Source organism: Massilia sp. CF038 (assembly GCF_900129765.1).
In the GTDB taxonomy this organism is placed as follows: Bacteria; Pseudomonadota; Gammaproteobacteria; order Burkholderiales; family Burkholderiaceae_D; genus Telluria_A.
Genome location: NZ_FQWU01000001.1, coordinates 2,005,283 through 2,031,961 on the forward strand (window position 1 = coordinate 2,005,283; position 26,679 = coordinate 2,031,961).

A 26,679-nucleotide genomic window follows, 5' to 3' on the forward strand; every position below is an offset into this window, starting at 1 on the left:
ATCAGGCGCCCACGATGGATTGGCCGCACACGCGCAGCACCGCGCCGCTCAGGCTCGAGGCGCCTGGTGCGCTCAGAAAAGCAACCGCATTGGCCACGTCCTCGGGCAAGCCGGCCTGGCGCAGCGCATTGAGACGGCGGCCCGCTTCGCGCGTCGTGAAGGGCATCTTGCGCGTCATGGCGGTATCGATGAAACCGGGCGCCAGGGCATTGATCGTGATGCCGCGCGCAGCCAGTGCTGCGGCGCTGGCCGCCACCCAGGCAATGATGGCCGACTTGGCGCAGGCGTAGTTGGTCTGGCCAAAGTTGCCGGCAATGGCGCTGGTGGACGACAGGCAGACAATGCGGCCCTCATCGCGCAGTGTGCCGTGCTGCAGCAGGGCGTCGGTCAGGCGCAGTACCGCTTCTAGATTGACGGCCATCACGGCATCCCATTCCGAGGCTGACATGCGGGCCAGGGTGCGGTCGCGCGTGATGCCGGCGTTATGAACGACGATGTCGAGTCCCCCGAAGCGGCTCTGACAAAACTGCTGCACCTGGGCCGGTGTGTCCGGCGCGGCAATATCGAGCTGCAGCGCGACGCCGCCAATCTGCGTGCACAAGGCGTCCAGTTCTGCGCCGGCTGCGGCCAGATCGGCGCAGATGACGGTAGCGCCTTCCTGCGCCAGGCGCACCGCGGTGGCACGGCCGATGCCGCGCGCGCTGCCGGTCACCAGGGCGACCTTGCCCGCCAGCGTGGCCGCCTGCGGCTGCGCGGCAGGCACGCGGGCAAGGGCATGGGGACGCAGCACCTGACCACTGATATAGGTGCTGTGGTGGCCGCAGAAAAATCGCACGATCCAGTCCATCCGCGCGAGCGCGTCCGGCGCCACCTGGACCAGGTTGGCGGTGGCGCCGTATCTGCCGACTTCCTTGGCCAGCGAACGGGTAAAGCCTTCCAGAGCGCCGGCAGCGGCCGCGCTGGGCGCCTGCGCCGGTGGAGCACCCACCAGCAGCACGCGGGCATTGCTGGCCAGCGATCCAATCACGGGGTGCAGCAAGGCGTAAGCGTCGCGGCAAGCTTGTGCATTCATGCAGCCGCTGGCATCGAGTACGACGATGTCGGGTGCGCCGCCGTCGGCCGGGCTCAGTATGGTGGCGCCGGCGCCAGCGAGAATCTGGCGCAGCGTCTCTGCCGCGTAGCCCTTGGCACCTTGCAGCAGCAAGGCCTTGCGCCCTGACAGCGCTTGCGCGGCAAACGGCCCGGCCGTGCGTCCCAGGAAGGGCGGACGGGGAAGACCAAGCAGCTTGACGACAGGTGCGGTCAGCCAGTGGTGGGCGAAAGTCTGGAGGCGGTCAGTCATGGCGGGATGCGGTTTTTCGGGGGCACCAATCCTAACACGGCGCCACTGTGATAGGCTGGCCGCTCCCAACTTCCGCCCTGTTCCCATGATCCGATTTCTGTCCATTTTGATGGCGCTGTGCAGTGCCGCTGCAGCCCATGCACAATCTGTCGCGTTCACTTTCGATGACGCGCCCAACATGCTGGCGTTGCCACGGCTAAGCGCACCGCAGCGTAATGCGGCCATGCTGGCGGCGCTGGCCAGGCACCAGGTCAAGGCAGCCTTGTTTGTCACGGCAGCCAATGGCGCCACCGGCGCCGAAGGCAAGGCGCTGGTGCGGGCCTGGGGCGAGGCTGGCCACGCAATCGGCAACCACACCATGACGCATCCGGATTTGAACAGCGACAGTGTGAGCCTGGCCCAGTATCAGCAGGAAGTGCTGGACTGCGACGCTGTCATCCGGACCATGCCAGGCTACCGCAAATGGTTCCGCTACACCTATCTGCGCGAGGGACACACCAAGGACAAGCGTGACGGCATGCGCCAGTTTCTGAGCGCGCAAGGCTACCGCAACGCCTACGTCTCGCTTGACACCAGCGACTGGCGCCTGGAAGAAAAGCTGCTCGAGGTACTGGCCAAAAATCCCCAGGCCGACCTGGCACCCATCAAGCGCATGTATCTGTCGCACATTCGCCAGCGCGCGCTGGCCTATCGGGAGCTGGGCCAGCGTTTGCAGGGGCGCGACATTGCACAGGTCATGCTGATGCACCATAACCTGATCAATGCGCTCTGGCTCGATGACGTCATTGCGCAGTTCAAGGCGATGGGCTGGACCATTGTCACCCCGGAAGCGGCGTACAGCGATCCGGTCTACGCATTGCAGCCTGCCAGCGCCGATCCCGGTCAGAGCCTGCTGCTGTCGATGGCGCGTTCGCTGGGCCTGGGGCGGTTTGACGGCTGGGCACGCCTGGTGGACGATGGCGATACCGAAATCGAGGCGCTCAAGGCGCAGGGCTGGTGACGTTCAAGCCGTGACGTCGATGGCCGATGCGCTAGGGGTGTCCTGGCTGTAGGCGCGGCGCACGGCCGCTTGCGGCGCCGCGCCGGTTTGCTGCAGCAGTTGCGCACGCGCCTGCGCGGCCATTTGCTGCGCCTGTGCTGCGACCGCACGATCGGCGCCGGAAGGATCGGCCGGCGCCAGGGCGGCAGCAATGATGGCCTGGGCGCGGGCAATGGTGTCCTGCGGCGTGCTGCCGGCCGAGGTATCGATGCGCACTTCGCCGCCCACCGCATAGTTGACGCCGTCCGGGCCACGCTGGTAGCTGTAGGTGGCGCCGGAGGTGGCCAGGCCGCCAGCGGCGGCAAGGTGGGCCTGTTCGTGCTGGCGCACCTGGGTGTCGCGCGCCTTGAGTTTGGCAATCAGTGCCAGCGCTTCGGCGCTCAGCGCCACGCTGCTGCTGGCGGCGGCTGGGGTGTCACTGGCGGTTGCCGGGCGCGCAGTGGCCTGGCCGGGTGCAGCATACCGGTCAATGGGAGTGGGTACTGTGTCGATGGACAGGCGCATCGGGCGTTCGGATCAGCCATTCAATGTGTTCATATTAGCAAATAGATGCATTGGTTCAAGCTGCAAAATATGTAACAATCGACATCCTTTCCCTGTCAGGAGCTCTGCCATGCTGCGTCGCGCCGCCGCCTTTGCCGTCCTTGCCATGCTGCCGCTGTCGCTGCTGGCCGCCGATGCCGACCCGGCGGCGGTAAAACCCGTCTACGATGCTGGCCTGGCCACCAGCCTTGGTGCAGACGAACGCGGCATGCGCAACTATGTGCTGGTGATCCTCAAGACCGGCCCCAACAAGGTGACCGACCCGGCCGCGCGCAAGAAAATGTTCGAGGGTCATTTCGCCAATATCGGCCGCCTGGCGCGGGAACAAAAGCTGGCATTCGCCGGTCCATTTGAGAGCAACGATGGCTGGCGCGGCATGTATGTGTTCGCCACGGCAGATGTGGACGAGGCAAAAGCGTGGACTGCCAGCGATCCCGTGATCGTGAGTGGCGAAATGGTGGGCGAATACCACAAGCTGTATGGCTCGGCAGCACTGATGGCCGTGAGTGGCTTGCATGCCAAAATCGAGAAAAAGTAGCTTGCAGTAAGGCAACGTGGCGTTTAAGGGACAGCGCTGCGAATCGCTTCGCTGATTATCCTATTTGCATTATAATTGTCATATTGCGCAGTCTTATTGATTTGAAGCAATATCACAGCGACACTTTTCCCACTTCCTTTTATCGCGTCAGGGCACTCCATCATGGCCACCGTTTCCTTTGCCGTCGGCAGCGTTTGCGTCGCAATCGTCTGGGGTACGTTCTTTTACCCGCCGCCACCAAAAGAGGGACGTGCACCGAGTGCGGTCAGTACTGCCGACGAGCCATTGCGTGCCCCTGCGCCATCAAGGCCAGTGCATGCGGGGCCGCTCAAACATCCACCCAGCGTGGTGTCGCAGCTGACCGAACCGCCCATGCTGCAGCTGGCAAGCGGGCACACCAAGTAAGTCTGGCGCGCCTGCGCTGATCAATAACCGCGCGCCTGCAAGAATTCGGCGCGCGCCGTCAGGGCGGTGTCGGCAAAGTCGCTGAACACCCCATCCACGCCAATCTCGTAGAACTGCTTGTACTCGTTCTTCGGCTCCCCTTTGTAGTCCGCCGCCAGGCGCCGCTTTTCGTTACGGAAGGTGTAAGGGTGCACGAACAAGCCTGCTTTGTGCGCATCGGCAACCAGGGTCGATGGCGCCAGCGTGGCGGTGTCGGCTTCGTTGACTTTACCGTCGCCATTGATGTCGGCCGGCTTGCCGTCTGCGCCCAGGGTCGCCTTGATGCTGACGATGTAGCGCTTCCAGGGACCAATGCCGTCGGCATAACTCTTGATTTCGGCCAGACCGGCTGGCGTGACCATGGCGCTGAACAGGCGCTTGTCGCCGGCCAGCTTCCAGTCATACGGCTGATCGTAGGGCGCGGCGTAGCTCAAGGCGCCAGTTTTGAGGTCGACGTCGTCGGCATCGATCAGCTGGATCATTTTCAAGGTGCTGCCACTGGCGCGCATGCGCTTCAGGCTCGACGGCTCGAACGATTGCACATACACGGGCGCCGAGCGCGTGGTCCAGCCCGCTGCGCTCAACAAGGCCAGCAATTTTTCTTCGAGCGGCAAGCCTTGCTGGCGGTGGAAGGTGGGGTTCTTGGTTTCCGGGTACAGCGCGATGGGGCGTCCACTGGCCTTGATCATCTTGATCACTTCTTCGATGGTGGCAATTTTATAGCGGCCATTAAATTGCTGCGGGCGTTCCGCGTCGGTCGAGATGCCGCCCAGGGTCTTGATTTCCGCCAGCGTGAAGTCGCCGGCAAACCAGCCTTCCTGTACCTCGCCGTCCACACTCAGGGTACGTTTGCGGCTGGCAAATTCTGGATGGCTGGCCACATCGGTGCTGTAGACGAGGTTGGGATCGTGGCGCGCAATCAGCACCCCGTCTTTGGTGGAAATCACATCCGGCTCGATGGCATCGGCGCCCATCTCGATCGCCATGGCATAGGCTTCCACGGTTTCTTCCGGCAGGTAGCCGCCAGCGCCGCGGTGCGCCACCACAATGGGCGGCTGGCCGTCGAGCGTGGCAGGGGCTTGCTTGTTGTCGCCGCCACATGCAGCCAGCATCAGCGCAGTGCCACAGGCAGCGGCCAGCGTTGCCGGCTTGTTTGAAATTTTCATGCAGATTGTCCACGGTTGATTGATCACGCGGGAATTCTAGTGACGCAAGATGACCGGGGCATGACGCGGACGCGGGACTGTCGATCGAACTTATTGAACGGTCCGCCTGTCTAGGTATGGCTGAGTTCTCCACCATACCAATAAGGACATCACAATGAAACAAGCAATGTTATGCATGATGATGACGGCCGCAACGCTGACCGCATGTGGCGGCGCTGCTGTGCCCGAGCCAGGGCCGGACAGCGCACCGGCGCCGGTGTTGCTGGCCACAACCGAGAGCGACGCCGTCGCCGAAGACGACGCGGCGGCCGATGCGTCTGGTGACGGGGCCGCCGATCCTGGCGACTTCGTGCTGCAGGGCTATGGGCCCGCGCTGACGGCAAAAGGCGACGCGGCCGCGCCGGCTTCCACCCTGCATGTGTCGCCCAAGGGTGACGATGCCAATCCGGGCACGGCAAGCCGTCCCTTTCGTTCGCTGGCCCGCGCTGTGCGCGCGGCAACGCCCGGCACCCGGGTGCTGGTGGCAGCGGGCACTTATCAAGGTGGTGTGCGCAGCAGGCAAAGCGGACGGCCCGATGCGCGCATTGTTTTTGTGTCGGCGCAGCGCTGGGGCGCGAAAATCGTTCCGCCCAAAAACTCCCCCAACAAGACGGCCTGGGACAATCGCGGCAGTGACGTCGATATTGTCGGCTTCGAGGTCGATGGCAGCAATTACCAGGGTGGCAAACGCTGGACGCTGGGGATCTACAGTGGCGGCTCGCATGTCGTAATCCGCAACAACCACGTACACCACCTGGCCCAGAGCGGCTGCACGCCAGCCGGTGGCGCCGCGATCGGGGTCGACAGTTACTATGGCGGCGTGGCGTCGTCGGTCCTGGCCAACCTGGTGCACGATATCGGCGTGCCGGGCTGCCGCTTTGTACAAGGCATTTACGTCAGCACTTCCGGCGAGGTCAAAAACAATGCAATTTACCGTGTCGCCGAGGCGGGAATACATCTCTGGCACGACGCCCATGATGTGATCATCACCAATAACACGGTGACGGCGTCGAATACGGGCATCATCGTCGGCGGTGGCAATTTTTATCGGACCAAGGGGCCCAATGACCGCACCGCCGTCTACAGCAACATCGTGTATGACAACCGGATGGGTATTTCCGAGCAAGGGAAAACGGGGCCCAACAATAGCTACCGCAACAACCTCGTGTACCAGAACAGCAGGTATGACTGGCATCTGAAAAACGGCTTGCGCCACAACGATACCGTCAGCGCGGCGCCATTGTTCGTGGCCGACGGCCGCAGTGCGCGCCCGAATCTGCGCCTGCAGCGCCTGTCACCGGCCATCGGCAAGGCGACACCGGCCCAGGCCGACAGTACCGACTTCGAGGGCAAGCCGCGCAATGCCGGCGCCGGGTTCGACATCGGCGCCTTTCAGCATTAGTGCAGCTTGCGCTTGGGCGGGCGTTTTTTTGCCGATGCAGGCGCGACGCCGTCCTGCAGGCGCTGCTGCAGCAACGCGACCACGGCGGCTTCTTCGGGTGACAGCGCGTGCAAGTCATGGGCGATTTCGTCGCGGGCACGGACGCGCAATGCCTCGAGGATGGTGCCATCCAGATAGGCGGCAATCACGGCCGGGTGCACATAGCACTTGCGGCAAATGGAAGGCGTGTTGCCAAGCCGTTCGGCCACCGATTCAATGGCGCGCAGGATGTTCTTTTTTGCCTGTGCTTCGGAATCGTATTTTTCGAATTCAATCAGCGCCAGCGCCGCCAGCACGGTGCCGGACCAGGTGCGGAAATCTTTGGCGGTGTAATCTTCACCGCTGATGTCGCGCAGATAGTCGTTGACGTCGGAGGAGTCGATGGCGTGGCGCACGCCGTCGTCGTCCACGTACTGGAACAGTTCCTGGCCCGGCAGGTCGCGCACGCGTGCAATGATGCGCGCCACGCGCTTGTCTTCCACGGTAACGTCATGGAATACACCGCTCTTGCCGCGGAAGCGGAACTGGACCGCACTGCCATCCACCCGCACGTGGCGCACGCGCAGCGTAGTGAGGCCAAAGGAGCGGTTGGTGCGGGCATATTCCTCATTGCCAATGCGCATCATGGTGGCTTGCAGCAGGTAGACGATGGTCGCCAAGATTTTTTCGCGTGGCAAGCCAGGGCGGGCCAGATCGGCCTCCACCTGGGCGCGGATGGCGGGCAGCGCTTTACCGAAGCTGATCATGCGTTCGTATTTGACTTCATCGCGCGTCTGGCGCCACTTGGGATGGTAGCGGTATTGCTTGCGACCGCGGGCATCGCGCCCGGTGGCTTGCAGGTGGCCGTTGTCGCGCGGGCAGATCCAGACATCGGTCCATGCGGGCGGAATCGCCAGCGACTTGATGCGGGCCAGTGTGTCTTCATCCTTGAGCGGTTTGCCGTCCGCATCCAGATAGCGAAATGCGTCGCCCTTGCGCTGGCGCGTGATGCCCTTGGCTTCATCGTTCACATAACGCAAGCCCGCGGCACGGGCCACGGCCGGGGCAGGGGCGGCCGGCAGCGCGCCGGTTGCGGGCTCGGCCCTCATCGAATCAATTGAGCGAGACAAGGCGTTGCGCGCGCACGCTGTAGGTGGCGTTGTCGAGCAAATGCAAATTGGCGCGCGCTGCGCGCAGCGTTGCAACATCGAGTGCCATGGCACGTGTTGGGCGCATTTTGATGCTCAGTGGCGTAAAGCGCGGTGGCAGGCGCCCGATCGTGAAGCGCTGCGGGGTCACAATTGCCTGCGTTGGTGCCAGATTCGATTCGTCCAGCTCGGCCGCGGTGCTGATCACCTTGACCGTCTCGGCGCCACTGGGGCAGGGCGCATCGGTCAAGGTCACGGAGCCGGAAGGCGTGACACATTTGTTGATGTCGCTGGCGTAGGCGCTGCCTGCAAACAGGATGCTGGCGAGAAGGATGGCGCGGGTGGCGGCTGGCTGTTTCATGTCGTGCTCCCAAGATTCATTGCCCCCAGTCTGGGCAATTGCGGAGCGCTTATCTGTTCGTTACCCCACGCAGGCGCCGTTCCGTTCAGGCCCCCACGTAAATGAACTTGGACAGAAACGCAGCGGCGATCACCCAGATGATGGGCGCAACCTGGCGCACCTGGCCAGTCAGCAACTTGAGCGCGGCATAGGCGATAAAGCCGAAACCAATCCCTTCGGCAATGGAATACGTGAAAGGAATGACCAGCACGGTGATGGCGGCAGGCACGGAATCGGTGGTTTCTTCCCAGTCGATCTGGCTCAGTTCGCGCAGCATCAGGCAGGCAACAAACAGCAGCGCGGGCGCGGTGGCATACGGCGGCACCACCGCGGCCAGCGGCGCACAGAACAGGCAGGCCAGAAACAGCAGCGCCACCACAATGGCAGTCAGTCCGGTACGCCCGCCAGCCTGCACGCCAGCCGCGCTTTCGATATAGGCAGTGGTGCTCGAGGTGCCCAGCGCGGCGCCCGCAATGATGGCGCCGCTATCGGCAAGCAAAGCCTTGTTCAGGCGAGGCATCTTGCCTTCCACCAGTAATCCGGCGCGGCTGGCCACACCCATCAATGTCCCTGTCGCATCGAACAGTTCGACCAGAAAGAACACCAGTACCACGTTCAGAAAGCCCGAGGACAGGGCACCCTTGATGTCGAGCTGCAAGAAGGTGGGTGCGAGCGACGGTGGCAGCGACACCAGCTGCCGCACCTGGTTGCCGCCAAACAGGATGCTGAGCAGGGTGACCACGGCGATACCGATCAGAATCGCGCCGCTCACTCTCAAGCGGTCCAGTGCGATGGTGAGCAGAAAGCCGACAATGGCCATCAGGGCGGCCGGCGCGTGCAGGTCGCCAGCGGTGACCATGGTGACGGGATGGGCTTTGACAATGCCGGCGTTTTTGAGGGCAATCAGGGCAAGAAACAAGCCGATCCCGACCGTGATGGCGCTGCGCAGCGCTGGCGGGATGCCCTGAACAATCATGGCGCGCAAACCCAGCACGCTTACCAGCAAGAACATGCAGCCGGAAATGAAGACCGCTCCCAGGGCCGACTGCCACGGCATGCCCATCCCCAGCACGACCGCGTAGGCAAAATACGCATTCAAGCCCATGCCTGGCGCCATGCCGATGGGGTAGTTGGCATACAGGCCCATGATCATCGAGCCCAGCGCAGCAGCAAGACAGGTGGCGACGAACACCGCGTCGCGCGGCATGCCGGCATCGCCCAGAATGGTGGGGTTGACGAAGATGATGTAGGCCATGGTCAGGAAGGTGGTCAGGCCGGCCACCACTTCGGTGCGCACATCGGTGCCGTTCTCGGCCAGCTTGAAATAGCGGTTGAGCATGGGATTCCTGTCATGACGGTGGTACCAGCATTATGCACAGCTTGGGCCAGCTGTTGTCTTGCTCGACGCGCATTTTTTAGCGGCTGGTGGCCTGCCATTTGTTACCATGGCGGGATTGCAGCCTTTCCCCCACCATGCCATGCCCAAAAATAAGCGTCCCGTCCCCCGCAAATCGCACAATCCCGCCGAAGAGGAAGAAGCCCTGGCACTGCGCCTGGCCGAGCTGGCGCTTGCCATGTCCGAACAGGAGCATACCGATGCAGATGACGAGACCGACAGCGCGGCCCAGCAAGCGGAGTTGCGCAAGCTGCTGCGCAATGCCCTGCGCAAGAAAGACGATGATCTCTTGTACGGCGCCATCGAGGCGGCGCGCGACACCGATCTGGGCGCCTATCAATTACTGAAAGGCCAGATCGAGGAAGCCAGCGCAACGCTGGTGCTGCGCAAGGAAGGCACGCCGGCCATGGAAATCAATGCCTTTGCCGTGCCCCTGTTTGTGCATAGCCAGGGTGGCTTGCGCCAGGCCGACACGTTTCAGGACAGCGAAGCCTTCAGCGCGTTGATCGACAGTTTCAAGCAGGCCGGACTCGAGAGCCCCCAGGCCAAGGTGGTCCTGATCAGCCATGCCTTCGATGCCGAGGAAATGGCGCGCATCAGCTACACGCAGCTGGGCGAGATGGTGCGCGACGCGGCCGCGGTCATGACAGAGCGCAAGCTGGTCGCTGCGCCGGCACTGGAGGCGAGCATCAGCGGCTGGGCCGCGTCGCCGTTCGGGCCGCACGACAAGGCCGTTGAATTGCGCTTTCTGGTGGGCTTTGCCTACAAGCGCGAGGACGACCCGTTTTATCAAGTGCCGGCCGATGAAGCCGCAGCCGATGCCTGGTTCGAGGCACGCATGGGGCGCTACCGCGCCTGGACCGAGGCAGCCAGTGGGCTGATTCAACGCTGTCTGCGCACCCAGCCAGGCGCGCTGGACTTGCATTTCCTGTACCAGGACCTGTTTTTCGGTGCGCGCGAACAAGGCATGACGGAACTGGCCATGCTGCAAATGATGGCGACCCTGGGCGCCGCCATCGAGGCCGCCGGCCCCGGCGCGCAGGTGCAGGCGGTGGTTGGCCCGGCCGATGCGGACCATGTGATGCAAATGCGCGTCCAGCTGCTGGGCAGCGACGGCGCCGTGCTGGCCAGCGCCGATAAAGCGCTGGACCTGGCAGCGGACTTGCAGGATGAAGTGGACGATATCGCCGATGCGCTGGCCACGCTGGGCGTGACGCAGATTGCGGTAGCGCGCCGTTTCGACGCTGCCGGCACGGCACTCGACGCCACGCCTTATCGCCAAGCCTGAGATCGACTAAGGCAGGCGCGCATTGGCCAGCAAGGCCCAGGCCACGGTAATGACCACCATGCCGGTCAGGGTGACGCAGGACCAGGTGAAGAACCAGGCCGAGAGCAAGCTGGCCTGCATGGCCCGTTCAAACAGCAGGCCCAGGGCGAAGTCGGCGCAGGTCAGGAACGACCAGCGCCGCAGGTAGGTGGGCAGATAGCGGCACATGCGGCGGTTGTGCTGCAACGCCGCATGGCGCTCATACAGGTCGCGCGCGGCATTCAGGTCGCGAAACAGCCAGCCGAAAAACAGAAAGCGGTACCACAGCGTCAGGAAGGGCAGCTCGGCCACGGCGGCGGCAGGGGCGGGGGTAGGACCGTGTTGCATGCTGAAACCTCCGGCTGAGGGCACATTCGCACAAGGTGCCTCCAATATATACCGATCCGGCAAGGGACGCACTTGCCGCGCGCTACATCGCCAGCGGCCGGGGCTTGCCGATGCAATTGCCTTGGGCGAAGTCGACCCCGATTTCCCGCAGGCGCGCCAGGATATGCGGGTCACTGACGTATTCGGCAATGGTTTTGCGCCCCATCATGTGACTGATATCGTTGGTAAAGCGCACCATTTCGTAGTCGACCGGGCTGGACGACATCATTTGCACGAAGGAACCGTCGATCTTGATGAAGTTGACGGGCAATTGCTTGAGGTAGGAGAAGGAGGTCATGCCAGTGCCGAAGTCGTCCAGTGAAAAGCGGCAGCCGCGTGCGGACAGGGCTTCGATGAAGGTGATGGTCTTCTGCATGTCGGCAATGGCGCCGTGCTCCGTAATTTCAAAGCACAGTTTTCGGGCGGGCACGCTGGAGCTGTCGATCAGATCGGCGGCAAACTTGTGGAAGCTGGGGTCGGCCAGGGAACGGCGCGACAGATTGATGCTGCAAGTGCCCAGCTGCTCCAGATGGTCCGGGTGGGCGGCCAGCCAGGCCAATGTGCTGTCAAGCACCCAGCGGTCGATTTTGAGGATCACGTCGTAACGTTCGGCGGCGGGCAGGAAAATGCCCGGCAAGATGGGCGTGCCACTGCCATTGCGCAGCCGCAGCAAAATTTCGTAGTGCTGGGTGGTCTCGCCATCGTCGAGCGCGACAATGGGCTGGTAATACAGTTGCAGCTGGTCGTGCTGAAAGGCGTGCGTCAGGCGCGTGACCCAGTGCATGTCGCTGCGCCGCTGGGCCAGGTCCAGGTCGCCCTGGTAATGCACGTGCACCCGGTTGCGTCCCCGCTCCTTGGCAATGTAGCAGGCGTGATCGGCGCGCCGCAAGGCGTCTTCCACGCTGGTGGTGGCGCTGTCGATCGGGGTCAGGCCAATACTCACGCCCAGCTGGAACATCTGGCCATTGCAGGCATAACGGAAATTGCGCGTGGCCTCGAGAATTTTGTGGGCCACGGCGAGCGCTTCCTGGACCTCGCAATGTTCGACGATCAGGGCGAATTCGTCACCGCCTATGCGGGCCAGGGTGTCGCGTTCGCGCACATGCTCGGTGTAGGAGGCTGCCAGCAGCTTGAGCAGATCGTCGCCGGCGGCGTGGCCGCAAGTGTCGTTGACGATCTTGAACTGGTCCAGGTCCATGTACAGCAAGGCGGCGTTGTCGGAGCCCGGCTGGCGATTGCGATCGATGGTGCGGGCCAGTCGCGTTTCGAATTCGCGCCGGTTGACCAGGCCAGTGAGCGCATCGTGACTGGCCTCGAAGCCAAGCCGGCGCAGCAGGCGCTTGGACTCGGTGACGTCGTGCAGCACCACCACCGCACCGAGCAAAGCGCCGTCGCCCAGCTTGACGGGCGATACCGTCGTTTCGATCGAGAAATGATGACCGTGGGGATTGGACATGGTCAGGTGCGGTAATCGCGAGATGACTTGCTGCTCCTGGACGCAGCGCTCGACCGCTGCGCCAATGGCGTTGGCGCCGTCAGGCTCGTCGAAATGGAGCAGGTCGTGCAGGGGCTTGTCGCGCGCCACTGCCTCGTCCATGCCAAGCAGGCGTTCGGCCGTGGGGTTGAGGGCAATGACAGCACCGTCCCGATTGACGGTTACGACCCCATCGGTAATGGCAGCGAGCGTGACCAGGGCGCGCTCCTGCTCGCTGGTCGCGGCCTGTTCTGCCTGTCTGAGCTTGCTGATATCGTGCACCACAGCCACGGCAATGTGGGCTTGGCCGTCGGCATCGCTGACCGCGGCACTGGTGATGGCCAGATGCAGTTTGGCGCCATCGTCCCGCTGGTAAAGCAGGTCCTGGACGCTGGCAACCTGCTGGGTGAGGACGGTGCGCGCCAGAGGCAGCGCGTCGCCAGGCACCACCTGGCCCGCTAAGTCAAACAGCTTGAAGCGCCCGTACTGGTCGACACTGTCAACGTCGCGCATGTCCTGGCCCATCAGGCGCCGCACCGCTTCGTTCTGATAAATGACACGGCCGCCGGGAATTTCCGCCAGCACGACGCCGGAGGGCATCTGGTCGAGCACGCTGGCGAAACGGGCCCGTTCGTGGCGCAGAGCCGCCAGCAGCCTGGCCTGTTCTTCCTCGGCCGTTTTGAGCGAACCCACGGCCACGCAGACGCCCATGAACACCAGCGGCGCATCTTGCTTGACCAGGTGCCAGTTGGCCCTGAGGAAGAACCATTCGAAATCGCCTTCCTTGTGGTGGAAGCGGATCTCGGTTTCCACGGGCGCGCTTTCGGGATGGTCGCGCACTTGTTCCAGGCGGGCACGAAACGGAGCGCGGTCGTCCTCGTGGATGAATTCGAGCCAGGCGTCGAACGGCAGCTTGTGGCTGGGGGCATCGTGACCGAGCAGCTGCATCAGGTAGCTCGATACCTCGACATCATCGGTCTCGAGCTCCCACTTCCAGGTGCCGGACTCGGCTGCACGCAGGATGAGATCGATTTCTTCCTTTTCTTTGGCGCATTGCTCAAGCAGCTTGTGGCGCGTGAGGTCCATGGTGACCTTGGAAAAGCCCAGCAGCTCTTCTTTTTCGCCGCGCAAGGCAGTGAGAGCGATGTGGGCCCAGAACAGGCCGCCATCCTTGCGCTTGCGCCATTGCTCTTCGCTGAAAAAGCCATGCTGCTCGGCCATTTGCAGATTGTGCTCGGGTCGGCCGCTGGCGCGATCCTCGTCGGTATAGAGCATGCCCAGATGCTGGCCCAGCGCGTCGTCGGCCGTGTAGCCCTTCATGTCCTGGGCGCCACGGTTCCAGACCGTGATGTACCCCTTGGGATCCATCAGGAACACGGCAACATCGCGGATGCCCACCACCATCAGACGGTATAGCTCGGCAGCTTCGTGCTGCGGCAGGACAGATGCCAGAAAGCGATGCGGCATGTCGAATTCCACCCTTTGCAGTTGAGCAAAAAGCTTCGAGTCGGAAAACGCGCCGAAGTTCCAGTAAATTGCTGAATTGACTTTCGCGGCTGCGCCCACCACCATGGAGGCCTTGCCCTGTCCCAGGATCGCCATGCCCGCACGCCCGTCGCCCAATCGCGCACCCTTGCCGCTCTCGTGCGGCACTCTCGTGGTCGGCCCCGGCGGGCAGTTGCTGTTATGCCATGTGACGGACACGGCGCACTGGGATATTCCCAAAGGCATGCAAGACGCAGGCGAGAGCACGCTGCAGGCTGCCATGCGTGAATTGCGCGAGGAGGCCGGCATCGTGTTCGAGGCGAGCCAGTTTGTCGATCTGGGCAGTTTTGACTACCGGCGCGACAAGCGCCTGCACTTGTACCTGGTCCGCGCGGGCGATGCGCTGGGTGACTTGTCGCAACTGTCTTGCAGCAGTTTCTTTCCCCACCCGCAGACCGGGCTGCCGCGCCCCGAAACGGATGGCTTTCGCTGGGCCGCGCGCGAGGAACTGGCGCGCCTGTGCTGGCCGCGCATGGGACGGCTGCTGCTGTCGCTAAGCTGGTAAGGCGGCCGGGGCGTACCCGGCCAGCAAGTGGAGCAGGGCGTCCAGGTCCACCGGCTTGGTCAGGTGATGGTCGAATCCGGCCGCGCGCGTTTGCTCGCGGTCGTGTTCGCCGCCCCAGCCTGTCAGTGCCACCAGCAACATGCCGGCGTGGGCAGGTTCGGCGCGCAGCGCGCGTGCTGTCTGGTAACCATTCATGCCCGGCATGCCTATATCAAGGAAGGTCACCTGCGGCAAGAACGTGACGGCCAGCCCCACCGCCTGGGCACCGCTGTTGGCGACCGCGACCGTGTGTCCCGTTATGCCGAGCAATTCGGCTAGTGTGGCAGCGGCGTCGACATTGTCGTCGACGACCAGAATGCGCAAGCTGGCAACGGACGCTGGCAGGGATGAGGTACTGGCGGGCGCGGGTTGCGGGGATATGGACAGCGGCAAGCGCACGGTAAATACGCTGCCCTTGCCGGCGCCGGCGCTGTCCGCCGAGGCCGAGCCGCCGTGCAGCTCGGCCAGACTGCGCACCAGCGACAAGCCAATCCCCAGTCCGCCCCGGGCACGGTGGCGTTCCCGGCCGACCTGGGTAAACATGTCGAATACCTCGCCCAGCACCTCGGTGGCGATGCCGATGCCGTTGTCCGCCACGGTGATCCAGGCCTGGTCGCCTTCGCGTCGCGCCCCCAGCACGATGCGGCCGCCGCGCGGGGTGTATTTGGCGGCATTGTTGAGCAGATTGCTGACCACCTGGCGCAGGCGGGTCGGATCGGCATACAGCGGCAGCGCCTCGGCCGTGATGTCGACGCTGAGGGTGTGCTGCTCGGCATCGATCAAGGGGCGCGAGGTCTCGACCGCGCTGGCCAGCACATCAGCCAGGTCGATCCAGCTGCGCTTGAGCTCGATCTGGCCGTGGGTGATGCGCGCCACATCGAGCAAATCGTCCACCAGCGCGACCAGGTGGGTCAGCTGACGCTCCATGACGTCGTGCACGCGGGTGCTGACGTCGGGATCGGTGCCGCGCAGGCGCAGCACTTGCAGACCGCTGCGGATCGGGGCCAGCGGATTGCGCAGTTCGTGAGCCAAGGTGGCCAGGAATTCACTTTTGCGGCGGTCGGCCGCTTCCAGATCGGCCGCGAGCTGGCGCAACTGCTCGTCGGCGCGCACGCGTTCGGTGATATCGGAAAACAGCACCGCGACGCGCGCGCTGCCGGGTCCCTCGATGCGGGTGGCGTAGACGTCATACCACCGTTGCAAAGCATGCGCTTCATCGATGAATCGTACCGGCTGCCCGCTGGCGGCCACTTTGCCGTAAATATCGAACCAGTGGGTTTCGTGCTCGGGGGCCAGTTCCAGAATGGTCTTGCCGATGGCGTTGTCCAGGCCGGTATGTTTGACGAAGGCGGGATTTGTTTCCAGGAAACGGTAGTCCACCGGAAAACCGTCTGCGTCATACAACATTTCGATCACGCAAACGGCGACGTCCACCGAATCAAACAGGGTGCGATAGCGCTCTTCCGAGCGGCGCAGGGCTTCTTCGGTGGCGCGCTGGCGCGTGACATCCATCACGATGCCACGCAGCACGTGGGGCTGGCCGTGGCTGTCGCGGTGCAACTGGCCGCGCGCGATCACGGTGCGCCAGGCGCCGTCGATGCCGCGCACGCGGTAAGCCACATCATAGGCGGCGCCGGTGCGGGCGGCCTGGTCGATGCGCTCGGTCGTATAGCCGACGTCGTCGGGATGGATGGCCTTCAGATACACGGCGATCGGGCCGCCGTTGGCATCGGCTGCGCTCAGGTTGAACATGCGCGCCATTTCCTGATCGGCAAAGACGCGGTCGGTCTGTACGTCCCAGCGCCACGTGGCCAGCTCGGCCGCTGCCAGCGTATCGTTCAATTCGGCACGGGTATCGTTCAGGGCGGCTTCACTGCGGCGCTGGCCGCTGCTGGTGTGGTGCACGTGCAGGAAATAGGCGAGCTTGGCTTGCAAGGCGCTGGGCAAAAGCGGACTGGTGAGGACATCGATGGCGCCAGCCTCGTAGGCAGCGGCAATCACATCGGGGCCAGCCCCGGGTGCTGCCAGCACCAGCAGCGGCGTACGCCGGGTGTCGCCGGAACGCAAGTCCCGTATGCGCTGCAGCATGGCCTCCGGCGCGTTCCACGAGGCATCGAGTGCGACCAGCGCCACCTGGCTGTGCGCGCCCTGGGCAAGCAGGGCCAGCGCTTGCGCGTCGCTGCAGCGCTCCGGCGCGTGGCCGCAGGCAAGGAGCGCTTGCTCCAGGGGGCCAGGCGCGCGGTCAGGCGGGCCAGGCAGCAAGATGCTGGCAGGGGAATGCGAAATCAAATCAGGTCCGTTCTTGTGTGCAGCTGCGCAGCTGCCTGCCGCACGCCACCTGCGGCGGTCAATTGTTCAGTTCGACAATGTAGGGAGAAGCCAGGAAATTGTCAATCGAACAGGACCAACCGTACACGCCTTCTTAGATTGGTGGGGGCAGCGCCTCTTCCAGTGCGCCGCCCTGCGGCAGGGGCAGCTTGCCCTGGTCTGGCTGGAGTGCCTCGGCCAGGGCGCCGCTGGCCGGGCCCGGTTGCAGGGTGCCGACCTGACGTGCTTGATCGGATTGCTGGTCGAGGCTGACTTCTTCAGCGACCTCGGGAGCGCGGTCGTCGGCTTGGTCGGGCAGCAAGCCCTCGGAACGGTTGCTGGGTGTGTTGGTGGTCATGGCGCCTCCAGGTCAAATCGCCTTGGACCGGCGGGCGCGCCGGAGGTTCCTGCGCCCTTTACTCTCGCTTTTTGCCTGGCCAGTTCTTCTCTACAATCGCCCACAGGATCAGGCTGTACGCCAGCAGCCGTACCAGATAATGATGGGGCGTGTCCTCGCTGGCGCTCAGGTCAAAGTTGGCGTAAACCCGGTGCAAGCCTTCGATCAGGAAGGACAGGGCGAAATACAGGAAGAAGCGGTCGCGGGTGCTGCGCCAGAAGCGCAAGAAGAACAGGGCAATGGTGAGTGAACCCATGGCAACGGCACCGGCCAGCAACTGGTTCATTGTGCTTACTCCTTCTCGTCAATCAAGCCATACAACAGCAGTGCCACTGCCACCAGCGCCGATATCAAGCGCCACGGGAGCAGATCTATGGTGGTGGGAAAAACCACCTTGTCGCAAATGAGCAAGACGTTGTTGACGGTCATGCCGACAAAGCAGAGCCCGCTCCAGAACAGGACCCGATGGCCGGTGCGCCGGTAACTGAGCAGCAGCAGGAAGGCGCAGCACAGCGCCGTCAGCGCGCACAAGAGATAGATCGTGATTGCCATCAATCGTCCTTTCGCCATTTGAAGGCATCGGCAAACTGCTGCGCTTTGCGCTCGAGTCTGGAATGTATCAGATGGGTAATTTCAAGCAGTTCGCGGCCGTACCACTCGGCCAGTTGATCAACGGCGGCGGCCAGGGCTGGCGAGGCGGGCTGGTAGAGGAAGCGGGCGGGGGCGTCGGGCGCCGGACCACACAGGCTATCCCGGCACAAGTCGGCCAGCACAGCACCCGCGACTTTTTCCGATACGTAAAGGCGCTCGGCCAGAGCCGCCGCATCCCATTGCAAGTCCGCATGGGCGCGCAGCAGCAACAAGGCTTCCAGGTGCGGTACCGAGGCGATGCGCGCCAGAATAAAACGGCGTATGTCTTCGGGAATGGTGGCGTGAGGCATGAAGGCAGCTGCCGGCGAAAACGCAAAGCCGCATTTTAAAAGATTCTACTCAGCAAGGTATTCTTGTATCGTGCGCACCGTCCGGTATTGGCATCCAGCGCAGGCGCGAGCGCTGGCCCGGGTCCAGCACCAGCAGTTCCGGCGTGGCCGCCAGCAGCCCGGCCGCCGTCAGTGCCCGCGCCGCCCCTTCGCAGCATGGCTGCAAGGCAGCCAGCGCTGCCTCGTCGCGCAGAATCCCGATCCAGACCAGCCAGGTGCCGTCGGTGCGAACCGGATGGCGCGGGAAATTGTTGGCTTCGTTCAGGGTGGCCAGCACACCGGCTTCCACCAAGCCGTCACCGCCGTAGGCACTGAACCAGGTTTCGGCGGCGGCCGCGCAGGCGTCGAGCTTTCCATCGGCGACCTGGAACAGGTGGGCGACGGCCAAGCCTTGCGCGCCGCCTGGTTCGGCCACCGGGTCAACTGCCGGCAGGGTGGGGAGGGCGGCGCCTGGGTAGAGCGGGCGCAGCAGGAGGACGTCGTCGCTGTCGAGGATGAAATGGTTGAGCGTGGCCCTGTGCTCTTGCCAGACCGGGCCGTCGTAAAAGGCGGTGTTGGCGGCCAGGCGCGCCGCCATATCCGGATAGGCGCGCAGCCAGGTGAAGCGGGTGATGGCCCCGCGCTCAACAAAGTGGCCTAGCGCCAGCGCCCCGAGTTGCTGAAACGCTTCCGGGAACCATGTTTCAAAATAGCGGGCGAAGGGGCCGGCACTGCCTTGGCGCAAGGTGTAACGACGCAGTTCGATGACCGGGTAGGATACAGGGCGGGCAGACATGATGGGCGCTTTCGAAAGAACGAATACGTCCATGGTAATGCCCAAATAGGGCAGATTCCGCCCTGATTCTCTGCTATTGTTGATCAATGTACCATCCAACTACCCGTGTTCTGGCCGTGCTGGAACTGCTGCAAACCCATGGCCGCCTGAGCGGCGCCGAGATGTCCGCTCGCTTGGCCGTTGACGCGCGCACCTTGCGCCGCTATATCGTCACGCTCGAAGACATTGGCATTCCCATCGTCAGCGAGCGCGGCCGGCATGGCGGTTATGCCTTGATGCCGGGCTTTAAGCTGCCACCCATGATGTTTTCCGACGAGGAAGCCCTGGCCCTGTCGGTTGGCTTGCTGGCTGCGCAAAGCCTGGGCTTTTCCGCCGCCGCGCCTGCGGTGGAAAGCGCACGCGCCAAGCTCGAACGCATCATGCCCGACCGGCTCAAGCAGCGGGTCCGGGCGGTGGACCAGACCGTGCGCCTCGATTTGCTGCGCCCGGCCAGTGGCGCCGACCGCGAAGCGCTGGTGATGCTCAGTTCGGCAGCGGTGGCACAGCAGCGCATTTACCTGGAGTATCGCGCGCTCGATGGGCGCGCGTCGGAGCGCGAATTTGATCCTTATGGTCTGGTGCTGTGGGAACGCTGCTGGTATGCCCTGGGCATGTGCCACTTGCGCGGCGAGATGCGCTCGTTCCGGCTGGACCGCATTGTGCGCACCGAGCCGCGCGCCGTGCAGTTCACGCGCCCGCCGGGATTTGATGCGCTGGACTACCTGCGCCGTTCGTTCAAAAGCATGCCGCGCGCACACAGGATTGAAGTGTTGCTGCATACCGATCTGGAAGCGGCAAGCCGCTGCTTTTTCGACGTGAGCGCCTTGTTCGAACAAACGGCAGGGGGCGTGCTGCTGCGCACCAGCACCGACCACATTGACTGGTTTGCCGGGCTGCTGGCTGGCATGGGGTGCGAGTTCGAGGTCTTGCACCCGCCCAGCCTGAGGGACAGCGTACAGCGGCTGGGTCAGCGCCTGTTGCGCGCGGGCATGGCCCCCGTTCAGCGTTCGAGCACATAGTTGCCTGGTGCCGGCCCCAGGCCCGGTGCCACCGCCCTTGCTGGCACCTGCGTGCTGCTGGCCTTGTCCGCCAGCCAGGCCAGCCAGGCTTCCCACCATGAGCCTTCGTGCTGGTCGGCTTGCGCGAGCCAGCGCTCGGGATCGGTGTAGCAATCCCCGGCGCGGTGCAAACTGCTGTAGTAGTGGCGCCCGCGGTGCCCCGGTTCGCTGACGATGCCGGCGTTGTGACCGCCGCTGGTGAGGATGAACTGCACGTCGCAGCGCGACATCAGGTGGATCCGGTGCACCGAGCGCCAGGGCGAAACATGATCGGTCATGGTGGCTACGGCAAAAATCGGTAATCGGATGTCGGACAGGGCGATCGGTTTGCCATCAACCCGGTAGCGGCCGCAGAACAGGGCATTGTCAAGGAACAGTTCGCGCAGATATTCGCTGTGCATGCGATAAGGCATGCGGGTGGCATCGGCATTCCAGGCCATGAGGTCGGTCATGGGCGCCCGCTCTCCCAGCAGGTACTGGTTGACCGCCAGTGACCAGATCAGGTCGTGGCTGCGCAGCAGGCGGAAGGCGCCGGCCATCTGGCCATTGTCGAGAAAGCCCTGCTGCCACATCAAGTCTTCCAGCCAGGCGACCTGGCTTTCATCGATGAACAAGGTCAGTTCGCCAGCCTCGCTGAAATCGGTCTGGGCAGCCAGCAGGGTCAGCGATTCGAGCGGGCCACTGGACGTGCAGCCCATGGCCGCAGCGGCGATGGTGAGCAGAGTGCCGCCCAGGCAATAGCCAACTGCATGCATGGGCTGGTCCGGCACGACCGTGCGCACCTGGTCGATGGCGGCCAGAACGCCGTCAGTCAGATAGTCGTGCATGCCGAGATCGCGGTCGTTCTGGTCGGGGTTGTGCCAGGAAATGATGAACACCGTGTGGCCCTGTGCCACCAGATAGCGTACCAGTGAGTTGTGCGGCGACAGGTCGAGGATGTAGTACTTCATGATCCAGGCCGGCACGATCAGGATGGGCTCGGCATGCACGCTGGGGGTGACAGACGCGTACTGGAGCAGTTCAATCAGGTGGTTGCGGTACACCACCCGCCCGGGCGTTGCCGCCACCTCGATGCCGGGACGGTAGCGTTCGCTGCCGGGCGCCGCCTCCGCGCTGGCCCTGCGCCGTACATCTTCCAGCAGATTCAGTGCACCGCGCACAAAATTGGCACCGGCCTCGCGCACGGCCGCAGCCGTGACATCCGGATTGGTGGCAACAAAGTTGATGGGCGAGGCCATGTCCAGCAACTGGCGCGCGGCAAATGCCAGCACGTCTTCATGGTGACGGGTGACGCCGTCAATGCCGGTGGTGGCCTTGTGCCACCACTGCTGATTGAGCAGAAAAGCTTGCTGATACAGATTGTAGGGCCAGGTTTGCCAGCCGGGACTGTGCCAGCGCCGGTCTTGCGGGAGCGGCGTGACGCAGGGGGTGGCGCGCAAGCCGAGCGTGCTGCGCATGGCGTAGTCGAGCCAGCGAAGATCTTTGGTGCAGGCCTTTTCCAGTAATTGCTGCCACTTGCCGGGCGAGAGCGCCAGATGCATGGCCCAGTCGAGCCAGGCCAGCGCCAGGCTGGTGGGGGCAATGCCCTGGGTGAATTTACCGATGATGGCGTGCAGCCTGCGGTCGACATTGTCGGGCGCGTCGGCAGGCGCTGGCCGCAGCACGGCGGGGTCGTGCCGCTTCTGCAGATTGTGGCGGCGCTCGGGCGTGACAGCAGCTGGCATGGGCTTTCTCCGGCGATCGGTGGAACTCCAGCATCGTATCGGCGTCAAATCTGCACTTGATGAGCCTCAATGGTGCGCATCGGTCAACAAGGAGCGAGCATGGTCGAAGAAGGGAAGTCAGGGCAGGAGGCGCTGGTTATTCCGGTACTGCGCGAGCAGGTCGCCATTGGCATTCGCAAGGTTGACCGTGGCGGCAAGCGCATCCGCAAAACCGTCAGCGTGCAGGAGCAGCCGGTCGAAGCCACGCTGGTCCGGCACACAGTCGAAGTGCGGCGCGTGCCGGTCGAGCGCATTGTAGCGCCGGCCGAGGCACCCTCTGCGCGCCAGGAGGGCGATACCCTGATCGTGCCGGTGCTCGAAGAAGTGCTGGTACTGGAAAAGCGTGTGCGCATCAAAGAAGAGATTCACATCATCCGGACCGCGCGCGAAGAGCCGTTCCGCGACACGGTGACCCTGCGCAGCGAGCAGGTCAGCGTCGAGCCGATCGCGCCTGGTTCCCCGACCGAAGCAACATCCATGAACGGAGGTACGCATCATGCAACACACACTGATCGCCGTATTTGACAACCGTGGCGACGCCCAGCGCGCGCTCGACGAACTTGTGGCCAGCGGCTTTTCGCGCCAGGACGCGCACCTGTCCGAGGGCGACACCAGCGGGCAGTCCGATCTGACCGGCAGCAGCACTGGTATCGGCGCAGACGCAGGTGCCGATGCTGACGCTGGCAGTTCCATTGCAGGCAGCCTGCGCCATTTTTTCAGTGACATCTTCGGCACCGAGCGCAGCGAGCACGCCAGCATGTATTCTGAAGCTGTCAGCCGCGGCCACTATGTACTCACGCTCGATGCCGACTCCGAGCCGGAAGTTGAACGCGCGGCCGACATCGTCGAGCGTTTCGGCCCAGTCGACATCGACGAGCATGCGCGCCAATGGGCGGGGCAAGATGCCGCGCGCATGGGCGCCAGCGGCATGCAGCAAAGCGCGTCCATGTCACAGCAGTCGGCTGGCAGCGTTGGCGCCGGGGCCGGCAACGTCCAGGGTGGGCAAATGGACGACCTGTCCGTGGCCAATCAGGGCAGCCTGCAAGGGGGAACGGCCAGTGCTTCGCAACAGCGTGCCGACGATGCCACCGCAATTCCCGTCATTCAAGAAGAACTCAAGGTCGGCAAGCGCGCTGTCCAGCGCGGAGGCGTGCGCATTGTGCAGCGCGTGGTGGAAACACCGGTCAACGAAACCATTGGCCTGCGCGAAGAGCATGTCAATGTCGAGCGGCATGCGGTTGACCGGCCTGCCAGTCCGGCGGACTTGAATGCCTTCCAGGAAACCACGATCGAGCTGCGTGAATCCGCCGAAGAAGCCGTGGTTGAAAAAACGGCGCGCGTGGTCGAGGAAGTGGTGGTCGGCAAAGAGGTCTCCGAACGCAGCGAACAGATCAGTGACACCGTGCGCCGCACCGAGGTGGAAATCGAACAGCTATCGCCGACGGACGACGCCTATTTCCGCGGCCACTGGACCAGCAACTTTGCCAACGAAGGGGGCAGCTACGAAGATTACGCGCCCGCCTACAGCTATGGCAGCTCCATGGCGCGCAGCACCGCGTATGGTGGCCGGCAGTGGAACGATGTAGAAAGCAATTTGCGCAGCGATTGGGAACAGCGCTATCCGCAATCGGCCTGGGAGAAAATCAAGGCGGCCGTGCGGCATGGCTGGGACCGCATGACATCCTGATGCGGCCTGTGGGACAGGCGCCGGCCAAACAGCCGGCGCCCGGGTGGCTTACTCGGCAAATGCCTTGCTGGCCGGGGTGATGGTAACGGCCTCAGGCTTGATGTTGAGCTTCATGTTGCCAATAACCTTGTCTTCATCGAGCAGCGACTGCGGCTTGTTGCCATCGTACTTGATGGGCGAATAGGCGTCGCTGACCAGGGTGTTTTTCAAGCCGGCGGCATCCTTGGTGATCATGACGACCGACAGGTTCTTGGCCGACAGGTGGCGCTTCATGGCTGCATTCAAGTCGTCCAGCGTGAGCTTGGACAGGCCGTCGCGCATCATCTTGGTGAACTCGGGCGTGCCATACCACTGCGAATCGAGCGCATAGCCAAGGTACTGGTCTTGCGTTGCCGTCATCACAAACACGTTCTTCATCAGGTAGTCGCGCGTGATTTCGAAGTCTTCCTTGCTCAAGCCTTCCTGGATCGTCTTGTCCAGTTCGCGCAGGGCGATGCGCAAGGCCATGTGGGCGTTTTCCGGTGCCACCGGACGGATCCACACTTCAAACAGCTGCGACTTGCGGCCCAGGTTCGGGCTCGGGAAGAACTGGAACATGCCGCGAGGGAAAGCTTCGATATAAGCGTAGTCGCCGTAGTTCATGCCGCGCAGTTCACGGATGCGCTGATACAGGTGCGCATTCGAGGCGCGGTGTTCACCCAGGAAGGTCTTGGCCAGCCACAGGGCAGGGAAGTCCGCATGGGCGCGGTTGACGGCAATCGGCAAGCCAAACGAGATGGCGGTGGCGCGGGTGTTCTTTTCGATGATCTCGATGTTCAGACCACTGACTTGCTTGCCTGCCGGGGCGGCCAGAGCAGGCAGACCGGCGCCAGCTGGCAGGCGCGCCAGTGCGGTTTTCAGCGAGGCGACCATCTTGTCGTTGACGTCACCGGAAATGCCGACCTTGACCGCGCCCTGGGTGTAGGCCTGCTGGTAGAACGCTTTCACATCATCCAGCGTGATGGCGTCAATGCCTTTTGCCGTGCCCAGCACAGGGTGGCCGTAAGGCGTACCTGCAAACACATTGGTTTGCAGGCGTTCCTTGCCAAATTCTTCCTCGTTGTTGTCCTTCAGGTCCACCACCAGCGCATTTTTCAGCGTGTCTTTCAGGCGGCGGAAGTCTTCGTCACGGAAGCCTGGCGCGTTCAGCAGCGGCAGCGCCACTTCCAGATAGCGGTCCCAGTTATCCTTGTGCACCGAACCGGTGAAGGTGGTCATTTCCTTGTCAATTTGCTCGCTGAACGAGCCTGCCATCGGGAACAGGGCCTTGGTCACTTCATCGATCTTGCGTTCGCTCGAACCAGCCGACGCCACCATCATGGCGGTGAGGGCCGCCAAGCCTTCCTTGCCAGCAGGATCGTGGGCCGAACCGGCATTGAACAGCAGCTTGAAGCGAATTTGCGGCAAGGCCGATTTTTGCACCAGGACGTCAAATTTGGTGTCGCCGGCGACCGCGTCGAAGCTGGCCAGCTTGGGCAACGTGGCAATTGCCTCCGGCAAGGCCTGATTCGACAAGGTGGTGACGATCATGCCTTCATCGTTCAGATACTTGCGGCCGGCGGCCAGCAGATCGGCCGGTGTCAGCGTGTCCATCAGGCGCGCGTACTGGTTCAGGGTGCCGTAGGAACGGTTGTAATGCACGAACGAAGCCAGCGTGCCGGCGATCTGTTCGGTGTTGTCGAGCGTGCGGATCAGCGAATACTTGGTGTTGCCCTTGGCATCGGCCAACGCTTGTTCACTGACCGGGACCGAACGCATCTGCGCGACCGTGCGCAGAATCTGGTCGCGCACGTACAGTGCGTCTTCCGGCTTCTTGACGCGCGCGCCAATCGTGGCCAGGGTCGGGTCGACCCGGCCTGGCGTGAAGTCGAACAGCTGGTCGACCTTCTGTTCATCCTGCACCAGGCGCTTGTACAGGGGCGAGGTGCGGCCGAAGGACAGGGAAATGAGCATCTGCAAGGCCAGCTGGTCCTTGTCCTTGACCGAGAATGCCGGCGCGCGGAAGGCGACGGTCACATACGGCAGGGTCGGGCTTGGCCATGGCACGTGCTTGTAGATGGCGGCGGTGGGGGCAGGCTCTGCCGGCACCACGCTCTTGTAACTGCCTTTTTTCCAGCTGCTCCAGTATTTTTCAACCAGGGCAATCGCGTTTTTCGGCTCCACGTCGCCGGCAATGATGATGGTGGTGCGTTCGGGACGGTACCAGCGGTCGAAGAAGACCTTCGAGTAGGCATACTGGTTCGGCATGTCCTCGATGTCCTTGATGAAGCCCATCGTGGTGTGCTTGTAGGTATGGGTGGTATAGGCGGCGTCACGCTGCACTTCGAGCAGCTTGGACACCGGGTTCGCACTGTTCTTGTTGTATTCGCCCAGCACCGCGCGCGACTCGGTCTTGAAGTCGTCTTCACTGTAGTCGAGGTTCTGGAAGCGGTCGGCCTCAACCTTGAGGATGGTTTCCAGGTCCTGCTTGGCAAAGGTGGTGTGGTAATTGGTCAGGTCGTCGCTGGTATAGGCATTCTGGCGCGCGCCGGATTTGGTGATCACGTCCTTGTACTTGGCGGGCGGGTAGGCCTTGGTACCGCGGAACATCATGTGTTCGAAGAAGTGGGCGAAGCCCGATTTGCCCGGCTCGATCTCGTTGCGTGAGCCCGTCTGCACCGGAATCTGGACCGACACCAGGTTCGGGAAACCGGTGGGTACCACGATGATCTTCAAGCCGTTTGGCAACGTTTTTTCAGTGGCGTTAAAGGGCAGCAAATCTGCCTTGGGGGCGGGGGCTGTGGCGCTCATGGCCAGGACCGGGACCGCGAGCAGGGAAATCGGAATTAGTTTCGACACGTTGTCTCCTAGTGAAAAAAACAGCATCGGGCAGCATAAAATATTCGCTGTATAAAAGACAGCGA

At 63.2% G+C, this 26,679-nt stretch carries 25 protein-coding genes; 9 read left to right on the forward strand and 16 right to left on the reverse strand.

Features of this window, described 5'->3' with window-relative positions; translation table 11 throughout:
- Window position 1: 1 nt before the first annotated feature.
- A complete protein-coding gene (locus BUC24_RS09155) occupies window positions 2–1,342 on the reverse strand; it encodes a 3-oxoacyl-ACP reductase (protein ID WP_073214054.1) in 1,341 nt (446 codons plus the stop codon).
- An 85-nt stretch (window positions 1,343–1,427) separates the two neighbouring features.
- Between BUC24_RS09155 and BUC24_RS09160 the strand changes: the two genes are divergently transcribed.
- Window positions 1,428–2,342 carry a polysaccharide deacetylase family protein gene (locus tag BUC24_RS09160; protein WP_073214056.1) on the forward strand — a complete coding sequence of 305 codons (915 nt, stop codon included), beginning with the start codon at window positions 1,428–1,430 and terminating at the stop codon, window positions 2,340–2,342.
- A gap of 3 nt (window positions 2,343–2,345) precedes the next feature.
- On the opposite strand, the gene BUC24_RS09165 is transcribed toward BUC24_RS09160, so the two are convergent.
- The gene (locus tag BUC24_RS09165; protein WP_073214060.1) at window positions 2,346–2,885 is read right to left on the reverse strand and encodes a putative metalloprotease CJM1_0395 family protein; all 540 of its coding nucleotides are present in this window, start codon (window positions 2,883–2,885) and stop codon (window positions 2,346–2,348) included.
- Between the two features lie 109 nt (window positions 2,886–2,994).
- On the opposite strand from BUC24_RS09165, the gene BUC24_RS09170 reads away from it, so the two are divergent.
- Both BUC24_RS09170 and BUC24_RS26610 read left to right on the forward strand, forming a co-directional pair.
- Entirely contained in the window at window positions 2,995–3,462 is a 468-nt protein-coding gene (locus BUC24_RS09170; RefSeq protein WP_073214063.1) for a YciI family protein, read from the forward strand.
- A 162-nt stretch (window positions 3,463–3,624) separates the two neighbouring features.
- Complete coding sequence (locus BUC24_RS26610) at window positions 3,625–3,867, forward strand: hypothetical protein (RefSeq protein WP_143167437.1); 243 nt, start codon at window positions 3,625–3,627, stop codon at window positions 3,865–3,867.
- A 20-nt stretch (window positions 3,868–3,887) separates the two neighbouring features.
- Here the strand turns inward: BUC24_RS26610 and BUC24_RS09175 are convergent, their stop codons facing one another.
- Window positions 3,888–5,072 carry a glycerophosphodiester phosphodiesterase gene (locus BUC24_RS09175; protein WP_073214066.1) on the reverse strand — a complete coding sequence of 395 codons (1,185 nt, stop codon included), beginning with the start codon at window positions 5,070–5,072 and terminating at the stop codon, window positions 3,888–3,890.
- 154 nt (window positions 5,073–5,226) lie between these two features.
- Between BUC24_RS09175 and BUC24_RS09180 the strand changes: the two genes are divergently transcribed.
- Entirely contained in the window at window positions 5,227–6,513 is a 1,287-nt protein-coding gene (locus BUC24_RS09180) for a right-handed parallel beta-helix repeat-containing protein (RefSeq protein WP_083598792.1), read from the forward strand.
- On the opposite strand, the gene BUC24_RS09185 is transcribed toward BUC24_RS09180, so the two are convergent.
- The 3 genes from BUC24_RS09185 to BUC24_RS09195 form a co-directional block, all read right to left on the reverse strand.
- Window positions 6,510–7,640 carry a DNA topoisomerase IB gene (locus tag BUC24_RS09185; RefSeq protein ID WP_073214073.1) on the reverse strand — a complete coding sequence of 377 codons (1,131 nt, stop codon included), beginning with the start codon at window positions 7,638–7,640 and terminating at the stop codon, window positions 6,510–6,512. The genes BUC24_RS09180 and BUC24_RS09185 overlap by 4 nt on opposite strands.
- 4 nt (window positions 7,641–7,644) lie before the next feature.
- On the reverse strand, window positions 7,645–8,040 hold the full coding sequence (locus tag BUC24_RS09190) for a DUF4124 domain-containing protein (protein WP_073214076.1): 396 nt from the start codon (window positions 8,038–8,040) through the stop codon (window positions 7,645–7,647).
- Window positions 8,041–8,125: 85 nt separating this feature from the next.
- On the reverse strand, window positions 8,126–9,418 hold the full coding sequence (locus BUC24_RS09195; RefSeq protein ID WP_073214079.1) for an NCS2 family permease: 1,293 nt from the start codon (window positions 9,416–9,418) through the stop codon (window positions 8,126–8,128).
- A gap of 139 nt (window positions 9,419–9,557) precedes the next feature.
- On the opposite strand from BUC24_RS09195, the gene BUC24_RS09200 reads away from it, so the two are divergent.
- Window positions 9,558–10,763, forward strand: coding sequence for a hypothetical protein (locus BUC24_RS09200; protein ID WP_073214082.1), 1,206 nt, complete (start codon window positions 9,558–9,560; stop codon window positions 10,761–10,763).
- 6 nt (window positions 10,764–10,769) lie between these two features.
- Here BUC24_RS09200 and BUC24_RS09205 read toward each other — a convergent pair whose 3' ends face one another.
- On the reverse strand, window positions 10,770–11,129 hold the full coding sequence (locus BUC24_RS09205) for a hypothetical protein (protein ID WP_073214084.1): 360 nt from the start codon (window positions 11,127–11,129) through the stop codon (window positions 10,770–10,772).
- Between the two features lie 82 nt (window positions 11,130–11,211).
- Entirely contained in the window at window positions 11,212–14,244 is a 3,033-nt protein-coding gene (locus tag BUC24_RS09210) for a bifunctional diguanylate cyclase/phosphodiesterase (protein ID WP_073214087.1), read from the reverse strand.
- On the opposite strand from BUC24_RS09210, the gene BUC24_RS09215 reads away from it, so the two are divergent.
- Window positions 14,243–14,692, forward strand: coding sequence for an NUDIX hydrolase (locus BUC24_RS09215; RefSeq protein ID WP_073214091.1), 450 nt, complete (start codon window positions 14,243–14,245; stop codon window positions 14,690–14,692). The genes BUC24_RS09210 and BUC24_RS09215 overlap by 2 nt on opposite strands.
- Here BUC24_RS09215 and BUC24_RS09220 read toward each other — a convergent pair.
- From BUC24_RS09220 to BUC24_RS09245, 6 genes are all read right to left on the reverse strand, one after another.
- Window positions 14,681–17,020, reverse strand: a complete 2,340-nt coding sequence (locus tag BUC24_RS09220) for an ATP-binding protein (protein ID WP_073214094.1) — start codon at window positions 17,018–17,020, stop codon at window positions 14,681–14,683. The two genes, BUC24_RS09215 and BUC24_RS09220, sit on opposite strands and share 12 nt — an antisense overlap.
- A 133-nt stretch (window positions 17,021–17,153) precedes the next feature.
- Entirely contained in the window at window positions 17,154–17,396 is a 243-nt protein-coding gene (locus tag BUC24_RS09225; protein ID WP_073214097.1) for a hypothetical protein, read from the reverse strand.
- Between the two features lie 58 nt (window positions 17,397–17,454).
- Complete coding sequence (locus tag BUC24_RS09230; RefSeq protein WP_073214100.1) at window positions 17,455–17,721, reverse strand: DUF5985 family protein; 267 nt, start codon at window positions 17,719–17,721, stop codon at window positions 17,455–17,457.
- 5 nt (window positions 17,722–17,726) lie between these two features.
- Window positions 17,727–17,987, reverse strand: a complete 261-nt coding sequence (locus BUC24_RS09235) for a DUF5985 family protein (RefSeq protein WP_073214103.1) — start codon at window positions 17,985–17,987, stop codon at window positions 17,727–17,729.
- Window positions 17,987–18,376, reverse strand: a complete 390-nt coding sequence (locus BUC24_RS09240; RefSeq protein WP_073214105.1) for a hypothetical protein — start codon at window positions 18,374–18,376, stop codon at window positions 17,987–17,989. The genes BUC24_RS09235 and BUC24_RS09240 overlap by 1 nt, the downstream gene beginning before the upstream one ends.
- A gap of 49 nt (window positions 18,377–18,425) precedes the next feature.
- Entirely contained in the window at window positions 18,426–19,190 is a 765-nt protein-coding gene (locus tag BUC24_RS09245; protein ID WP_178372507.1) for an NIPSNAP family protein, read from the reverse strand.
- A gap of 86 nt (window positions 19,191–19,276) precedes the next feature.
- On the opposite strand from BUC24_RS09245, the gene BUC24_RS09250 reads away from it, so the two are divergent.
- Window positions 19,277–20,248, forward strand: a complete 972-nt coding sequence (locus BUC24_RS09250; RefSeq protein WP_073214111.1) for a helix-turn-helix transcriptional regulator — start codon at window positions 19,277–19,279, stop codon at window positions 20,246–20,248.
- Here BUC24_RS09250 and BUC24_RS09255 read toward each other — a convergent pair.
- Window positions 20,230–22,011: a PHA/PHB synthase family protein gene (locus tag BUC24_RS09255; RefSeq protein ID WP_083598795.1), complete on the reverse strand. Its 1,782-nt coding sequence runs from the start codon at window positions 22,009–22,011 to the stop codon at window positions 20,230–20,232. The two genes, BUC24_RS09250 and BUC24_RS09255, sit on opposite strands and share 19 nt — an antisense overlap.
- Window positions 22,012–22,110: 99 nt before the next feature.
- Here BUC24_RS09255 and BUC24_RS09260 point away from each other — a divergent pair, with 99 nt between their 5' ends.
- The gene (locus BUC24_RS09260; RefSeq protein ID WP_073214115.1) at window positions 22,111–22,575 is read left to right on the forward strand and encodes a YsnF/AvaK domain-containing protein; all 465 of its coding nucleotides are present in this window, start codon (window positions 22,111–22,113) and stop codon (window positions 22,573–22,575) included.
- A complete protein-coding gene (locus tag BUC24_RS09265; protein ID WP_073214118.1) occupies window positions 22,547–23,737 on the forward strand; it encodes a YsnF/AvaK domain-containing protein in 1,191 nt (396 codons plus the stop codon). The genes BUC24_RS09260 and BUC24_RS09265 overlap by 29 nt, the downstream gene beginning before the upstream one ends.
- A gap of 48 nt (window positions 23,738–23,785) precedes the next feature.
- Here the strand turns inward: BUC24_RS09265 and BUC24_RS09270 are convergent, their stop codons facing one another.
- Window positions 23,786–26,614, reverse strand: a complete 2,829-nt coding sequence (locus tag BUC24_RS09270) for a M16 family metallopeptidase (RefSeq protein WP_229448116.1) — start codon at window positions 26,612–26,614, stop codon at window positions 23,786–23,788.
- Window positions 26,615–26,679: the final 65 nt, after the last annotated feature.

Bases quoted from the DNA above. Each gene is read 5' to 3' on its own strand.
- BUC24_RS09260 (WP_073214115.1), top strand. From the start codon at position 22,111: ATGGTCGAAGAAGGGAAGTCAGGGCAGGAGGCGCTGGTTATTCCGGTA.
- BUC24_RS09165 (WP_073214060.1), bottom strand. From the start codon at position 2,885: ATGCGCCTGTCCATCGACACAGTACCCACTCCCATTGACCGGTATGCT.
- BUC24_RS09175 (WP_073214066.1), bottom strand. From the start codon at position 5,072: ATGAAAATTTCAAACAAGCCGGCAACGCTGGCCGCTGCCTGTGGCACT.
- BUC24_RS09230 (WP_073214100.1), bottom strand. From the start codon at position 17,721: ATGAACCAGTTGCTGGCCGGTGCCGTTGCCATGGGTTCACTCACCATT.
- BUC24_RS09250 (WP_073214111.1), top strand. From the start codon at position 19,277: ATGTACCATCCAACTACCCGTGTTCTGGCCGTGCTGGAACTGCTGCAA.
- BUC24_RS09185 (WP_073214073.1), bottom strand. From the start codon at position 7,640: ATGAGGGCCGAGCCCGCAACCGGCGCGCTGCCGGCCGCCCCTGCCCCG.
- BUC24_RS09225 (WP_073214097.1), bottom strand. From the start codon at position 17,396: ATGACCACCAACACACCCAGCAACCGTTCCGAGGGCTTGCTGCCCGAC.
- BUC24_RS09170 (WP_073214063.1), top strand. From the start codon at position 2,995: ATGCTGCGTCGCGCCGCCGCCTTTGCCGTCCTTGCCATGCTGCCGCTG.
- BUC24_RS09240 (WP_073214105.1), bottom strand. From the start codon at position 18,376: ATGCCTCACGCCACCATTCCCGAAGACATACGCCGTTTTATTCTGGCG.
- BUC24_RS09190 (WP_073214076.1), bottom strand. From the start codon at position 8,040: ATGAAACAGCCAGCCGCCACCCGCGCCATCCTTCTCGCCAGCATCCTG.
- BUC24_RS09255 (WP_083598795.1), bottom strand. From the start codon at position 22,011: ATGCCAGCTGCTGTCACGCCCGAGCGCCGCCACAATCTGCAGAAGCGG.
- BUC24_RS09155 (WP_073214054.1), bottom strand. From the start codon at position 1,342: ATGACTGACCGCCTCCAGACTTTCGCCCACCACTGGCTGACCGCACCT.
- BUC24_RS09215 (WP_073214091.1), top strand. From the start codon at position 14,243: ATGCCCGCACGCCCGTCGCCCAATCGCGCACCCTTGCCGCTCTCGTGC.
- BUC24_RS09235 (WP_073214103.1), bottom strand. From the start codon at position 17,987: ATGGCAATCACGATCTATCTCTTGTGCGCGCTGACGGCGCTGTGCTGC.
- BUC24_RS09160 (WP_073214056.1), top strand. From the start codon at position 1,428: ATGATCCGATTTCTGTCCATTTTGATGGCGCTGTGCAGTGCCGCTGCA.
- BUC24_RS09200 (WP_073214082.1), top strand. From the start codon at position 9,558: ATGCCCAAAAATAAGCGTCCCGTCCCCCGCAAATCGCACAATCCCGCC.
- BUC24_RS09265 (WP_073214118.1), top strand. From the start codon at position 22,547: ATGCAACACACACTGATCGCCGTATTTGACAACCGTGGCGACGCCCAG.
- BUC24_RS26610 (WP_143167437.1), top strand. From the start codon at position 3,625: ATGGCCACCGTTTCCTTTGCCGTCGGCAGCGTTTGCGTCGCAATCGTC.
- BUC24_RS09245 (WP_178372507.1), bottom strand. From the start codon at position 19,190: ATGTCTGCCCGCCCTGTATCCTACCCGGTCATCGAACTGCGTCGTTAC.
- BUC24_RS09195 (WP_073214079.1), bottom strand. From the start codon at position 9,418: ATGCTCAACCGCTATTTCAAGCTGGCCGAGAACGGCACCGATGTGCGC.
- BUC24_RS09210 (WP_073214087.1), bottom strand. From the start codon at position 14,244: ATGGCGATCCTGGGACAGGGCAAGGCCTCCATGGTGGTGGGCGCAGCC.
- BUC24_RS09205 (WP_073214084.1), bottom strand. From the start codon at position 11,129: ATGCAACACGGTCCTACCCCCGCCCCTGCCGCCGCCGTGGCCGAGCTG.
- BUC24_RS09180 (WP_083598792.1), top strand. From the start codon at position 5,227: ATGAAACAAGCAATGTTATGCATGATGATGACGGCCGCAACGCTGACC.